A 13255-nucleotide genomic window follows, 5' to 3' on the forward strand; every position below is an offset into this window, starting at 1 on the left:
GGTAGTTATGTCTTTAAATTTTACTGTTGAAGTTATGGAACGGAAAGAAATATTGCCGGGGTATAACCTTTTAACTCTGCACGCCCCGGAAATAGTTTCCCGCGCCCGGCCGGGGCAATTTTTACATATTCGCTGTTCGGACACCCTGGACCCCTTGCTTCGCCGCCCCATTAGCATTCATGCTGTAAACAGGGAAGAGGGAACGGTTAGCCTTCTGTACCGGGTGGCGGGCAGGGGAACGGCCAGGCTTGCTAATTTAAGCCGCCTGGATGTTATGGGCCCTTTGGGTAATGGATTTAGATTACCTTTCCGGAATTCCAGGGTGGTGGTTGTGGGGGGAGGAATCGGTGTGGCCCCCCTTTATTTTTTACTCCAGGAGATGAGTGCCGCCGGGCACCGGGCCGATGTGTTTCTGGGAGCGCGCTCGTCTGACGAACTCCTGGCAGTAAGTGACATAAAGAACCTCGGCCACCGGGTACAGGTGGCTACAGAAGACGGCTCCGAAGGGCACCACGGTTTGGTAACTGATATCTGTATACCGGTCATTGCTTCCGGGAGAGGCGAAGTATTCGCCTGCGGGCCGCGGCCCATGCTGCGCGTGTTGACCAAAATGCTTGAAAAATATAATGTTCCCGGGCAGTTTTCCCTGGAAGAAAGAATGGGCTGCGGTATAGGGGCTTGTCTTGCCTGTGCGTGCAAGACCCGCAAGGACAGTCCGGAGGGATTTACCTACAGTCACGTTTGCGTGGACGGGCCGGTGTTTTCAGCCAGCGAGGTGGTATGGGAATGACAACGGGCGTTAACCTTGCGGTAAACGTTGCCGGCATTAAAATGAAAAACCCCGTTACCACGGCCTCGGGAACATTCGGATTCGGGGAAGAATATGCCCCTTATGTTGAACTTTCCAAACTGGGGGCCCTGGTGGTAAAAGGAACCACTTTATATCCCCGCCAGGGAAACCCGCCCCCCCGCATTGCTGAAACTCCGTGCGGAATTCTTAACGCCATCGGCCTGCAGAACCCAGGGGTTGAAGTGGTGGTGGAGGAAATTTTACCGCGGCTTAAAGATGCCGGCGTGCCGGTGATTGTCAATATATCCGGTGACACCCCCGGCGATTATGGCCTCTTAGCCAGGAAACTGGACGGGTCGGGGGCCGCCGGAATAGAAGTAAACATATCCTGTCCCAACGTAAAAAGGGGCGGCATGCAATTCGGCAGTGACCCGGCGTCTGCCGCGGAGGTAACCCGGACCGTTAAGGCAAATACCGGGCTTCCCGTAATTGTAAAATTATCGCCCAATGTGACCGACATAGTGGCCGTTGCCGCAAGCGTGGCCAGGGCCGGTGCGGATGCCCTTTCCATGATTAATACCCTGCTGGGCATGAAGATTGACATCCGCACCATGCGCCCTGTGCTGGGAAATATCATGGGAGGTCTTAGCGGCCCCGCCGTGAAACCCGTTGCTGTGCGCGCGGTGTGGCAGGTTTATAAAGAGGTGGACCTGCCCATTATAGGCATGGGGGGAATAACCACCGCTGAGGACGCTCTGGAATTTATAATGGCCGGGGCAACCGCCGTGGCCGTGGGCACCGCCAATTTTGTAAATCCCCGGGCCACCGTGGAGATTATCGACGGAATTGAAAAGTTTCTCGTGGATAACGGGTTTACCGACGTAAAACAACTTATAGGCCGGGCACATATAGATTAGAAGGGAGTTGTTTCCGTGCAGCCCAAGGAACGCTTGATTGTGGCCCTGGACGTGGACAGCAGGGAAAGGGCCATTGAATTTGTGAAAGAACTTGCCCCCCATGTGGGGATGTTTAAAGTAGGTATGGAGCTTTTTTATGCCTGCGGGCCCGATATTGTAAATTCCGTCCGGGAGTTGGGCGGCAAGGTTTTTGTGGATTTAAAGCTTCATGACATTCCCAATACGGTGTACCGGGCCGCTAGGGTTCTTACCCGGCTAGGGGTCTTTATGCTTAATGTGCATGCTGCGGGAGGAACGGAAATGATGAGGGCTGCTGCCCAGGCGGCGGGAGAGGAGGCGGACCGCCTGGGAACGGGGCGCCCCCTGGTAATTGCTGTAACCGTGCTTACCAGTATGGGGCAGGAAGAGTTCAATAAGCAGCTGGGAATAGCGGGAAGTATCCAGGAACGGGTTGCATCCTGGGCTGAAATGGCGCGGGACAGCGGCCTGGACGGGGTGGTGGCCTCGGCCCGTGAGGCCGCAGTCATAAGAAAAGCTTGCGGCGACTCATTTGTTATTGTCAGCCCGGGTATCCGCCCTGCCGGAACAGCTGCAGGAGATCAGAAGAGAATAGTTACACCGGCAAAGGCTGTAAAAGCCGGGTCTACATACCTGGTGGTCGGCCGCCCCATTATCGCTGCCCCGGACCCCGTAGCGGCGGCCCGGCAGGTGGTAGGTGAAATAACAGATTAATAAGCTAACCCATCTTTGGGGGTGGGTTTTTTCTTTTTTAAAGGTTTGGATTCTTAATGTTTTAAAGGTAATGTTTCCGTGGAAAATTCCCCTAAAATTCGCCCGGCACGTACCACATCTGTTATAATGATAATAATTGCTTCGGCTTCGTTGCTTGGCTGAATTTTTACCCGGGAGCGTATCCCGGCTATTTCACTGACTTTACCTTATTGGAAATAAAAGTAATCGAAAGGAGTTTAATTAACATGTTGAAAAAAATATTATCCAGTATTGGGATAGGGTCTTCCAGGATAGATTTGGTGCTGCCCCGGGAAAGGTATCGTGCTGGTGATATTATTGAAGGCAATTTGAGAATATCGGGCGGTATTTCAGAACAATTGATTAATAAAATTTATGTTCAACTGGTTGCAGAATCAAAATATAAGGATGATGATGAAGTAAAAAATATCGTCCGGGTACTGGATCAAGCCACCCTTTGCGAAGGGTTCCGCATAGAACCGGGGGAAGGAAAGAGGGAGATTCCGGTTAGCTATGCTCTTCCGGAAAACATACCGGTTACCACCAGTTCAACGCAACTTTATCTCATTACCGGGATGGATATAAGTTTTGCCGTGGACCCCAGGGACCATGACCCGGTGGAAGTGTTGCCGGGACCCCGCCAGGAAATTATCATGCAGGCGCTCAAAGAACTTGGCTTCAGGCGAAAGTGGGGCACGGGGACCTTTAACGGGCATTACCAGGAATTTGAGTACTGGCCCGCTGGTTTCATGAAAGGCAAGCTGGACGAACTGGAAGTTATTTATCATGTTCGCAGCGACGGAATTGGTCTGTTCATGCAGATTGACAAAAAGGTGCGCGGGCTGGGGGCAGGTCTCCTGGATAAACTTGATTTGGATGAAAGAAATGTGTCTCTATTCTTAAGTAATGACCAAATAACCACACCGCGGGAAGTTGCCTCTTTGCTGGCCAGATTCATTGAACAAGAGTACCGGAAGATAATATAAGCCGAACTGTGGAGGTTTACATAAATGACCGTTCCCCGCGTGGTGCTGGCCGGCGCCCACAGCGGCGCCGGAAAAACCACCTTAACCCTAGGATTATTGACAGCTTTAAGAAAGTGTGGATATGCAGTTCAGCCTTTTAAGGTCGGGCCCGATTATATTGACCCCGGCCTGCACCGGGTGGCGGCCGGGGTAAGTTCCCATAACCTGGATGCGTGGATGGGAACGGATGCTGTGGTCAAGGAGGTTTTTTACCGCCATTCCAGGGGCTGTGATATTGCCGTTATTGAAGGAGTTATGGGCCTTTTTGATGGCCTTAAGGACAGCGACCGGGGTAGTACCGCCCATATTTCCCGCATCCTCCGGGCGCCGGTGGTATTGGTGGTTAATGTCCGGGGCATGGCGCGAAGCTGCGGGGCCCTGGTTAAGGGTTACCGGGAGTTCGACCCGCGGGTGAATGTGGCCGGAGTTATATTTAACAATGTGGGAGGGCCCGGGCACGCTGCCACTCTCAAAAAGGTTGTGGAGGAAGAAGTGGGAATTCCGGTTTTGGGCGCCGTTAGAAGGCGGCCAAATTTGGTTATGCCCGAAAGGCACCTGGGGCTGCTTCCCGCCGCGGAGCACGGCGGGATTGAAAGCTTGGTGGAAGGGTTGGCCCGGGCCGTGGAAGAGGACGTGGACCTGGAAAGGCTTCTTGAGGTGGCCCGGGGCGCCCCCGCCGGTATCGAGCCTGCTTCAACTGCAAGGCCCGGCAGAAAATTTAATGTCAAGCTGGCTGTGGCCAGGGACGAGGCCTTTAATTTTTACTACCAGGACAGTTTGGATTATTTGAAGGAATTGGGGGCCCAATTGCTTTATTTCAGCCCCCTTAAAAATCGCTCCCTGCCCCCGGGAATTGACGGAATATATTTGGGCGGCGGCTTCCCCGAAATGTTTTTGCCCCGGCTTACCCAAAATGACGGTATGCGGGAAAGCATGCGGCGGGCTTATAAAAACGGCATTCCCATTTATGCGGAATGCGGGGGCCTTATGTATTTAATGGAAGAAATAATTGATTTTGAGGGCCGGCAATATAAAGGGGTAGGGCTGGTGCCCGGCAAGGTTAAGATGCAAAAGCGCCTGGCAGCCCTGGGATACGTTGTGGCCGTTCCTGTGCGGGAGAGCATCCTTGCCCGGCCGGGGGAAGAGCTGAGGGGCCACGAGTTTCACTATTCGGAGATTTTAACCCATTCCAGTGACTTTGCTGCCTACAGGCTTTACGGCGGCAGGGGCGGGGACGGGCGATTCGAGGGATATGTCAAAGGCAACCTGCTGGCCTCTTACGTCCACCTGCACTTGCGCTCTAATCCCACCGCAGCGGAAAGATTTCTGCAGGCCTGCGCCGGGGGTGTTGAGTAGAATGAAAGGAAACAAGGGCTTTATGTCCTTTGGGGCGGGGGCAGCGGAATCTTCCGGGCTGCGGTGCGGGTATACCACCGGCAGCTGTGCCGCTGCAGCGGCCAAGGCCGCGACTGCTGCCCTGGTGGAAGGAAAAATTTTGCGGGAAATTAGCATTACCCTTCCCGGCGGAGAGGAATTGACTCTGCCCGTGGAAAAGGTAGACTACCAAAAGGGCGGGGCGGTGGCAGTGGTAATAAAGGATGCGGGGGACGACCCGGACGTAACGGACGGGCTGGCCATAACGGCCAGGGTTACCCTGCGGCCCGGTAAAATTGTGCTTCGCGGGGGCCGGGGAATAGGTAAGGTTACCAAGCCCGGCCTGGCGGTGCCCGTGGGAGAACCGGCAATTAACCCGGTCCCCCGTTCCATGATTATCCGGGAATTGCAAAAAGTACTGGGGGATAACGGCGGCGCCTTGGTAACCATTGAGGCTCCAGGAGGCGAGCATTTAGCGGCAAAGACGTTAAATCCCCGCCTGGGCATAGTGGGGGGTATTTCCATTCTGGGAACTTCCGGCATTGTAAGGCCCATGTCCGAGGACGCTTACAGGCGCTCTCTGGTGCCGCAGATTGACCAGGCCGTGGTTCTGGGCTACAGGTACGTGGTATTGACTCCCGGGCGCATGGGTGCGGACAGGGCCCGGGCCCTGGGCTTCCCGCCGGATGCCATAGTTCAAACCAGCAATTTTATCGGCGCCATGCTGGAAGAAAGCGCCAGGAGGGATCTGGACGGAGTTCTTCTTTTTGGGCACATAGGAAAACTGTTGAAGGTTGCCGCCGGAATCTTTCACACCCACAGCCGCCTGGCCGATGCCAGGCGGGAAACCCTGGCGGCCCATGCCGCCATGCTGGGCGCCGACCGGGAACTGGTACGGAGAATAATGGAGCTCAATACGGCGGAGGAGTCAGTTCAATTGCTAAGGGAGCGGGGGCTGGAAGGAGTATATGCCTCCGTCGCCTCCATGGCCAGCCGCCGGGCGGCTCAATTCTGCGGTGATACTATTAAAGTGGGAACCATTCTATATGCCCTTTCCGGTGATATTCTGGGTTACGACGCCGTGGCCGTGGAAATTTGGGGGAAATTTTCCAAGTTAAGTCCTGCTTGTGAAGATAAGATTTTCGTGGAAAAATTCCCCCAAAAATTTGGGGGAAATTTTCCAAGTTAAGTCTTGCTTGTGAAGATAAGATTTTCGTGGAAAAATTCCCCCAAATTAGGAGGTGAATTGGAATGGAAGGTAAAGTAACAGTGGTGGGAACCGGGCCCGGCCACCCCGATTTCCTCACGGCCCTGGGAGCGGCCAGGATAGCCGAAGCCACAGTGCTGGTGGGAGGCAGGCGGCTTTTGCACTCCTTTGCCCGTGCCGGGCAAAAGCAGTATGTGGTGGACAAGAATCTTAAAGGGGTATTGGATTTCATAAAAGGAAATTACCTGCAGGAGAAGATTGTGGTTTTAGTTTCCGGGGATACCGGAATTTACAGCCTGGCCTCTTACCTGGCCCGAAAACTGCCACCTGAACTACTGGAATTCATTCCGGGAATAAGCTCGGTGCAGCTGATGTTTGCCAGGCTTAAAAAGCCTTGGCACAACGCCTCTATTATAAGTTTGCACGGGAGGGCCCCCGAGGGTATTGCACAACTGGTCAACTCGGGACAAACGGTGGCCATACTTACCGATAACCGGTTCACACCCCGGCAGGTAGCTTTTTATCTTATGGAGCGGGGCTGCCCGGACAGGCCGGTGGCGGTGGGTACCAATCTTTCCTACGATAACGAAAAAATATTTACCGGGCGACTGAGTGGCCTGGCCGCCGGGTCCGATGACCCAACCCCCGCGGTGATGGTGATTAACCATGAATAATCGCTGGCCTTTCAGTTCTCCAGGGATCCCGGATCACCTCTTTAAAAGGAGTTCTGGCGTCCCTATGACCAAACAGGAGGTAAGGGCGATTTCGCTGTCTCATTTGCGCCTTTTTCCCGGGGCGGTAGTCTATGATATTGGTGCGGGAACGGGCTCGGTGAGCGTGGAGTGCGCCCTCCTCGGGTGTCAAAGGGTTTTTGCCATAGAAAAAGACCCTGCCGCCATCCGGGTGCTGGAGGAGAATATAAGTTTATTTGAACTGGATAATATACAAATTGTTTCCGGCCATGCCCCCGAAGCAATGGAACAATTACCGGTTGCGGATCGGATTTTCCTCGGGGGGAGCGGCGGGAACCTGCCGGCAGTCCTGGAAGGGGTAAAACAAAAGTTAAAACCGGGGGGCTGGCTGGTGGCAAACAGCGTCACCGTGGACACGGGCCCCGAAGTTATGGATTTTTTACAAAAAAACGGCTTCAATAATATCAATGTTGTCGTCATTAATGTTGCCAGGGCGGTTTCCCGGGGCAGGGTTCGCCTTTGGCAGGCCCTGAACCCGGTGCAGATAATATCCGGTCAAAAAGGAGAGAATTGAGCAGTGACAGCAGGAAAATTTTATGGAATCGGTGTGGGCCCCGGGGACCCGGAGCTTTTGACCATAAAAGCCAGGCGAATACTAAGCGAGGTAAATATTCTTTGCGTGCCCAAGTCAGCCCATGAAAAGGACAGCTTGGCCCTTTCCATTGTTTCCAGGGCTGTAAAAAGGAAATGGAAAGTTATGGAGTTATTGCTTCCCATGACCCGGGATCAAAACGAGCTGGAAAATCATCAAATGGAGGCCTCCCGGAAAATTTACCGGGAATTAACTTCGGGCCAGGATGTGGCCTTCATAACCCTGGGGGACCCTACCCTGTACAGTACATTCACCTATTTGCTAAAGTACCTGCGGGAAATCAACCCCGGGGTTGAGGTGGAAATTATTCCCGGCATCAGCGCCATTAATGCAATTTCCGGCTGGATGCAAGTGCCGCTGGCCGAGGGCGACGAAAAACTGGCCGTTGTTTCGGCCCTCCAGTCTGAAGAGGAGCTTGTTAAGGTTTTGAATGACTTTGAAAACGTAATAATTTTAAAGGCGGGAAAACAGCTGGACAAAATCATCAAAGTTCTGGACGAAGCCGGGCTGGGCCAAAAGGCAGCCTTTGCCTGCCGCTGCGGCTTTGAAGACGGTTTCTTTACAAGTAACATTGACGGCCTTAGGGGAACCAGGCAGGATTACCTTTCGGCAATGCTGGTGAAACGAAAAGCTTGGGACGGTGAGAGCAAGTGATATATTTTGTAGGAGCAGGTCCCGGTGACCCGGAGCTTATTACTCTTAAAGGGTACAAGCTGTTGCAGAAAGCTGACCTGGTAATCTATACCGGCTCCCTGGTTAACCCAAAGCTTCTGGATTATTGCAAGGAAGGGGCAAGAAAAGAAAACAGCGCCCACATGGATTTGGATGCCATTATAGATCTTATGGTTGAGACCCACAGAAAGGGAGAAACCGTTGTTCGTTTACATACAGGAGATCCCGGCCTTTACGGGGCCACCGGGGAACAAATGGAAAGGCTTCGCCAATTGAATATAGACTTTGAGATTGTTCCCGGGGTCAGTTCCTTTTTAGCCGCCGGGGCTGTCCTTAAGCGGGAGTTTACAGTGCCCGGCGGCACGCAAACGGTAATCCTTACCAGAATGGCGGGGCGGACTCCCGTACCCGAAACGGAAAGGCTGCGGGACCTGGCCCGCCACAAGTCCACCATGGCCATATTCCTTTCCGTGGGCATGATTGAATCGGTTGTTGAGGAATTAAGCCACGGGTATTCCCCGGATACCCCGGTGGCAGTGGTGGAAAAGGCTTCCTGGCCGGAGGAAAGAATACTGCAGGGGAAACTAAAGGATTTGGCCCGGCTTGTGGCGGAGGCGGGCATTAAAAAAACTGCTCTTATTTTTGTGGGAGATTTTTTAACTGCCGGCGGGCTGTCCAGGCTTTATGACAGGGGGTTCAGCCATGGATACCGAAAAGCCCGGGAATAGTCTGGCGGTTTTTGCCCTTACGTCCGGCGGGGCAGCTCTTGCCCGGACTTTGACTGAAAAGTTGGGGGCCCACTTGTACCTGCCGGCCAGGTTAAAGGCTGCCGGCGGCCTGGAAGAAGATTTGCCGAAAAATACTTTCTTTTTTGTTAATTTTAGGGAAACCCTCGGCAAAATTTTCGGTGCTTGCAGGGGATTTATATTTATTATGGCCACGGGCATAGTGGTCCGCACCATAGCCCCTTTATTGCGCTCAAAATACACTGATCCTGCTATAGTGGTAATGGATGAGGCAGGTCGATTCGCCATCAGCCTGGTTTCGGGGCATGTTGGGGGAGCCAACCGGCTGGCGAGGCAACTTGCGGCCCTGACTGGGGGAATTCCGGTGATAACCACCGCCACTGACGTAAGAGGCAAGCCGGCAGTGGATATTTTAGCCAAACAGTTAAATTGCGTTCCGGTTCCCCCCGCCAGGGTAAAAGAAATTAACCGGGCCCTGGCTGAGGGAGAGCCGGTGTGGCTTACCAGCCAGTGGCCGGTGCCGGAGGAATTATCCCGGGGATTTGAAACCGCCGGCCCTTCTCCTTCGCGGGGATGGGAGGTTATTATTACCCGGGATCCTGCGGTGGTTAAAGAGAGATCGCTGCACCTGTTGCCGCGGAACCTAATCGCCGGTGTGGGCTGCCGCCGGGGGGTATCCCGGGAAATGATAATTAGCGCCCTGGATAATGTGCTCGCAAAAATACCCGGCGGCATAAAGCGGCTTAAGGCTTTGGCAACCGCGGATATTAAAAGAGACGAGGCAGCGATTTTCCTGGCTGCCCAGCATTACGGCCTGCCCGTGCAGGTGATTTCCCGGGATGAAATAAAAAAACTGGAAGGAACTTACGAAGAATCGGAATTTGTAAAAAAAACCGTGGGAGTTGGTGGAGTATGCGAACCTGCTGCAATAATAGCCTCCGGACAGGGCGAAATTGTAATTCCCAAAAGGAAAATGGGTCCGGTAACGGTAGCGGTGGCAGAGGAAAAATTATGGTGGTGGGATTGGGGCCGGGGGACAGGGAGTACATGACGCCCCGGGCCGTACAGGCAATAAGGGAAAGCGACGTGGTGGTGGGGTATAAAACTTACCTGGACTTAATTCCGGATTTGCTGGAAAATAAAGAAGTTATATCTTCCGGTATGAGAAAAGAAGTGAACCGGGCTAAACGGGCACTGGAGCTTGCCGGGCAGGACAAGGTTGTGTCCGTAGTGTCCAGCGGCGACCCGGGGGTATACGGCATGGCGGGGATCGTGCTTGAAATTGCGCAGAACCGGGTACCGGTGGAAATTATCCCCGGGGTGACCGCTGCCACGGCAGCGGCAGCAGCTCTTGGCGCCCCTATAGTTAACGATTTTGCCGTAATCAGCCTGAGTGATCTCCTTACTCCCTGGAGAAAAATGGTGGAAAGGATTGAGGCCGCGGCACTGGGGGATTTTGTTATTGTCCTTTACAACCCCAAAAGCAAGGGCCGGCCTGATAATATAAAAACCGCCAGGGAAGTTATTCTCTGGCACCGCCACCCCGACACTCCGGTGGGGATTGTGCGCCGGGCCAGGCGGGGAAAAGAAGAAAGGGTTATTACCACCTTGAGAAATATGCTGGAATATGACATTGACATGCTTACTACAGTGATAGTTGGCAATTCGGAAACAAGGGTGGAAAACGGCTATCTTATAACGCCAAGGGGTTATCGCCTGTGATTCTGGTACTGGCCGGGACGTCGGAAGGACGCGAGACCGCGTCAAGCCTTGTTCAGGCGGGATTTAAAGTTTTGGTTACCACGGTAAGTGAATACGGGGCGCAGCTGCTGCGGGAAAGTGGAGTGGAAGATGTTTTGGTGGGCCCGCTGGAACAGGAGCGGTTCTCGCAGTTGCTGGATAAAAACATCACTGGAGTGGTGGATGCCACGCATCCCTACGCGGTGAATATCACCCGGATGGCTCTGGAAATATGCGGTAAAAAGGTCCTGCCTTATATTAGATTGGAGCGCCCTGCTTCGGAAATTCCCCAAGACCCCCTGGTTATAAAGGCCCGGGACCTGGAAGAAGCCCTGGATAAGGCCCTGGCAAAGGGAGGGGTTCTTTTCAGCACCCTGGGTAGCAGAAACCTGGCCCGGGTGGTACAAAGGGCCCAAAGGGAAGGGGTGCGGGTGATAGCGCGGGTATTGCCCGACCCGGAGGTACTTAAGCAGTGCCGGGACATGGGCCTCAAGCCCGGTCAAATTGTTGCCCTAAAGGGACCTTTCAGCCGCGCCCTCAACCGGGAACTTTTTCGGGCCTACGAGGCCACCGCGGTAATTACCAAGGAAAGCGGCGGCAGCGGCGGAGTCGACACTAAAATTTCCGCCGCCCTGGATTTAGGCATCCCCATAGTAATCTGGATGCGCCCCCGCCTGGAATATCCCAAGCTGGTGGAAACTCCCGAAGAAGCTGTGGAGGAAGTAAAGAGAATAATGCAGAGGAGGCATACGCATGAAAGAAGGAATACTCCTTCTGGGTCACGGAAGCCGCAGGGAAGAGGCCAACCAGGTAATAAGAGATATTTGCCGGTTAGTTAAACAAAAATACAGTAAATGTTTATATGAAGTGGGCTACCTTTCCTTTGGTGAGCCCACCCTGGCCGAGGCGGTGGAAAACCTTATTGCTGCCGGTGCTAAAAAAATAATAGTGGTTCCGGTTTTTTTGGTTACGGGAAACCATATCAAGCGTGATATTCCCAGTAGATTACTCCTGCAGAAAACTACCCACCCGGACGTTCAGTTTGTTTTAGCCGGGCATTTGGGAGCAGATCCCAGGATTGCAGATATTATAATAGACAGGGCCAAAAGCGCCTCTGAGCTTATTTAGGAGGTATTACATGGACAGTATCAATTGGGATCCCGCTGCCATAATGGAAGAAAGCATGCGCATAATTGAAGGATATATGAAAAAAATTAACCTGCCTGAAGAAGAAAAGGCAGTAATTAAGCGGGTAGTACATACATCGGGTGATCCTTCCCTGGTAAGCCAGGTAAAATTCTCTCCCAGTGCCGTCAAAAGGGGAATAGAGGCACTGAGAAGGTGCTGTAATGTATATACCGATGTTAACATGGTTCGTTCCGGTGTCAGCCGGCGTCTTTTGTCCCAATTAGGGGGGGAGGTTTACTGTGATATTGCCTCGGACCGGGTGGCTGATAAAGCAAAGAAATGGGGGATTACCCGGGCGGCCGCGGCCATGCGCCTGAATGGGAAACAAATGGACGGACAGGTGGTGGCCATAGGGAATGCCCCAACCGCCCTTTTTGAAATTCTTTCCCTGGCCGGGCAGGGAATATGTCGTCCTGCCCTGGTAGTTGGCGTTCCCGTAGGCTTTGTCGGTGCGGCGGAATCCAAGGAAGCCCTTGTTAGATCTAATTTGGTTTACATAACCCTTCCGGGGACCAGGGGAGGCAGCCCCATAGCCGCTGCAATTGTCAATGCTTTGCTTCATTTGGCAGTGGGGTAAGAATATGGGTTGCAAGTTAATAGTTAATGCCGATGATTTTGGCTATTCGGAAGGGGTTAATGAAGGAATTGTCCAGGCTTTCAGCCGTGGCATTGTATCCAGTACGAGCCTGATGTTAAACCAGCCGGGAACGGAACACGCTTTAAAGCTGTTAAGCCGGCAGGTGATACCTTGCGCCGGAGTTCACCTGGTTTTAACCAGCGGGAAACCTGTTTCTCCAGCAGGGAAGGTACCCTCACTGGTGGACGATTCCGGCAAATTCCGGCCAAAAGCCATTTTATTAAGGTGCTCCTTAAATATAAAGGAAATCGTTGTTGAATTTTCGGCGCAAATAAAAAAGGCAAAGTCAGCGGGCTTTAAAATAACTCACCTGGATACCCATCACCATCTACATGCTCACCCCGTCGTTTTTCAAGCTCTCATGGAGGTGGCCCGCGATTACGAACTTCCCGTCAGGAATCTCGGTAAAAGAATGAGGGAAACTTTGCGGAAAGAAGGTATTTCGACTCCAGACTTTTTTTGCGGGGAATGGTTTGGTGACGCGGTGTCACCGGTTTTTTTAAAATCATTGTTGGAGAAAGCCCCGCGGTATAAAAATAAAGTTATGGAACTTATGACTCACCCGGGACTAGTAGACTCTGTCCTGCTTGAAAGCAGCAGCTATACTTACGGCAGGGAAAGAGAATTGGCCGTACTTTGCCATGAAAAAACAAAAAGTTATATTCGAGACATGGGCTTTGAGCTTTGTGGTTATGATATTTTTTGAAACTCCGTGGAGAAACGCGGAGTTTTCTTGTTTAAGGCCTAAATGCAATTCCCGTGATTCTTGGGAACTGTCGAAGCGCCTAAGAAAATTTCCCAGGGTACGACATTATATCTCGTTGCCGCCGGTTGTTGGAGGAGATATCATAATACATGGAGAAAA

Annotated in this window: 16 protein-coding genes; all 16 read left to right on the forward strand. The window is 52.8% G+C overall.

The features are described from left to right. Nucleotides 1-7: 7 nt before the first annotated feature. The 16 genes from ACX4JR_RS06750 to ACX4JR_RS06825 all read left to right on the forward strand — a co-directional run bounded on the left by ACX4JR_RS06750 (nt 8) and on the right by ACX4JR_RS06825 (nt 13096). Nucleotides 8-790 (forward strand): dihydroorotate dehydrogenase electron transfer subunit, encoded by a 783-nt coding sequence (locus ACX4JR_RS06750; RefSeq protein WP_476060250.1) that lies wholly within the window; start codon nt 8-10, stop codon nt 788-790. Beyond that, nucleotides 787-1707: a dihydroorotate dehydrogenase gene (locus ACX4JR_RS06755; protein ID WP_476060251.1), complete on the forward strand. Its 921-nt coding sequence runs from the start codon at nt 787-789 to the stop codon at nt 1705-1707. The genes ACX4JR_RS06750 and ACX4JR_RS06755 overlap by 4 nt, the downstream gene beginning before the upstream one ends. Nucleotides 1708-1722: 15 nt before the next feature. Then, nucleotides 1723-2439, forward strand: coding sequence for an orotidine-5'-phosphate decarboxylase (pyrF, locus tag ACX4JR_RS06760; RefSeq protein WP_476060252.1), 717 nt, complete (start codon nt 1723-1725; stop codon nt 2437-2439). Nucleotides 2440-2684: 245 nt separating this feature from the next. Next, nucleotides 2685-3443 (forward strand): sporulation protein, encoded by a 759-nt coding sequence (locus ACX4JR_RS06765; protein WP_476060253.1) that lies wholly within the window; start codon nt 2685-2687, stop codon nt 3441-3443. Nucleotides 3444-3467: 24 nt separating this feature from the next. Then, nucleotides 3468-4838: a cobyrinate a,c-diamide synthase gene (locus ACX4JR_RS06770; protein WP_476060254.1), complete on the forward strand. Its 1371-nt coding sequence runs from the start codon at nt 3468-3470 to the stop codon at nt 4836-4838. 1 nt (nt 4839) lies between these two features. Beyond that, nucleotides 4840-6045: a cobalt-precorrin-5B (C(1))-methyltransferase CbiD gene (gene cbiD, locus ACX4JR_RS06775; RefSeq protein ID WP_476060255.1), complete on the forward strand. Its 1206-nt coding sequence runs from the start codon at nt 4840-4842 to the stop codon at nt 6043-6045. Between the two features lie 62 nt (nt 6046-6107). Continuing rightward, on the forward strand, nt 6108-6737 hold the full coding sequence (cbiE, locus tag ACX4JR_RS06780; protein WP_476060256.1) for a precorrin-6y C5,15-methyltransferase (decarboxylating) subunit CbiE: 630 nt from the start codon (nt 6108-6110) through the stop codon (nt 6735-6737). Between the two features lie 64 nt (nt 6738-6801). Next, nucleotides 6802-7329, forward strand: a complete 528-nt coding sequence (cbiT, locus tag ACX4JR_RS06785) for a precorrin-6Y C5,15-methyltransferase (decarboxylating) subunit CbiT (RefSeq protein WP_476060257.1) — start codon at nt 6802-6804, stop codon at nt 7327-7329. A 3-nt stretch (nt 7330-7332) separates the two neighbouring features. Next, nucleotides 7333-8061: a precorrin-2 C(20)-methyltransferase gene (gene cobI, locus ACX4JR_RS06790; protein ID WP_476060258.1), complete on the forward strand. Its 729-nt coding sequence runs from the start codon at nt 7333-7335 to the stop codon at nt 8059-8061. Then, nucleotides 8058-8807 (forward strand): precorrin-4 C(11)-methyltransferase, encoded by a 750-nt coding sequence (gene cobM, locus ACX4JR_RS06795; RefSeq protein ID WP_476060259.1) that lies wholly within the window; start codon nt 8058-8060, stop codon nt 8805-8807. The genes cobI and cobM overlap by 4 nt, the downstream gene beginning before the upstream one ends. Continuing rightward, a complete protein-coding gene (locus ACX4JR_RS06800) occupies nt 8782-9876 on the forward strand; it encodes a cobalt-precorrin 5A hydrolase (RefSeq protein ID WP_476060260.1) in 1095 nt (364 codons plus the stop codon). Before cobM ends, ACX4JR_RS06800 begins: the two co-directional genes overlap by 26 nt. Then, nucleotides 9837-10547 carry a precorrin-3B C(17)-methyltransferase gene (gene cobJ, locus ACX4JR_RS06805; RefSeq protein WP_476060261.1) on the forward strand — a complete coding sequence of 237 codons (711 nt, stop codon included), beginning with the start codon at nt 9837-9839 and terminating at the stop codon, nt 10545-10547. Before ACX4JR_RS06800 ends, cobJ begins: the two co-directional genes overlap by 40 nt. After that, the gene (gene cobK, locus ACX4JR_RS06810) at nt 10544-11404 is read left to right on the forward strand and encodes a precorrin-6A reductase (protein ID WP_476060262.1); all 861 of its coding nucleotides are present in this window, start codon (nt 10544-10546) and stop codon (nt 11402-11404) included. The genes cobJ and cobK overlap by 4 nt, the downstream gene beginning before the upstream one ends. Beyond that, on the forward strand, nt 11319-11693 hold the full coding sequence (locus ACX4JR_RS06815; RefSeq protein ID WP_476060263.1) for a sirohydrochlorin chelatase: 375 nt from the start codon (nt 11319-11321) through the stop codon (nt 11691-11693). The genes cobK and ACX4JR_RS06815 overlap by 86 nt, the downstream gene beginning before the upstream one ends. Before the next feature lie 10 nt (nt 11694-11703). Continuing rightward, a complete protein-coding gene (locus ACX4JR_RS06820; RefSeq protein WP_476060264.1) occupies nt 11704-12330 on the forward strand; it encodes a precorrin-8X methylmutase in 627 nt (208 codons plus the stop codon). Then, on the forward strand, nt 12302-13096 hold the full coding sequence (locus ACX4JR_RS06825; protein WP_476060265.1) for a ChbG/HpnK family deacetylase: 795 nt from the start codon (nt 12302-12304) through the stop codon (nt 13094-13096). The genes ACX4JR_RS06820 and ACX4JR_RS06825 overlap by 29 nt, the downstream gene beginning before the upstream one ends. The last annotated feature ends 159 nt before the right edge of the window (nt 13097-13255 follow it).

This window comes from Desulfofundulus sp. JL263-se (genome assembly GCF_056316025.1).

Coding starts and splice junctions, on each gene's coding strand:
- ACX4JR_RS06750 (WP_476060250.1), top strand. CDS start 8: ATGTCTTTAAATTTTACTGTTGAAGTTATGGAACGGAAAGAAATATTG.
- ACX4JR_RS06755 (WP_476060251.1), top strand. CDS start 787: ATGACAACGGGCGTTAACCTTGCGGTAAACGTTGCCGGCATTAAAATG.
- ACX4JR_RS06765 (WP_476060253.1), top strand. CDS start 2,685: ATGTTGAAAAAAATATTATCCAGTATTGGGATAGGGTCTTCCAGGATA.
- ACX4JR_RS06770 (WP_476060254.1), top strand. CDS start 3,468: ATGACCGTTCCCCGCGTGGTGCTGGCCGGCGCCCACAGCGGCGCCGGA.
- cbiD (WP_476060255.1), top strand. CDS start 4,840: ATGAAAGGAAACAAGGGCTTTATGTCCTTTGGGGCGGGGGCAGCGGAA.
- cbiE (WP_476060256.1), top strand. CDS start 6,108: ATGGAAGGTAAAGTAACAGTGGTGGGAACCGGGCCCGGCCACCCCGAT.
- cbiT (WP_476060257.1), top strand. CDS start 6,802: ATGACCAAACAGGAGGTAAGGGCGATTTCGCTGTCTCATTTGCGCCTT.
- ACX4JR_RS06800 (WP_476060260.1), top strand. CDS start 8,782: ATGGATACCGAAAAGCCCGGGAATAGTCTGGCGGTTTTTGCCCTTACG.
- cobJ (WP_476060261.1), top strand. CDS start 9,837: ATGGTGGTGGGATTGGGGCCGGGGGACAGGGAGTACATGACGCCCCGG.
- ACX4JR_RS06815 (WP_476060263.1), top strand. CDS start 11,319: ATGAAAGAAGGAATACTCCTTCTGGGTCACGGAAGCCGCAGGGAAGAG.
- ACX4JR_RS06820 (WP_476060264.1), top strand. CDS start 11,704: ATGGACAGTATCAATTGGGATCCCGCTGCCATAATGGAAGAAAGCATG.
- ACX4JR_RS06825 (WP_476060265.1), top strand. CDS start 12,302: ATGCTTTGCTTCATTTGGCAGTGGGGTAAGAATATGGGTTGCAAGTTA.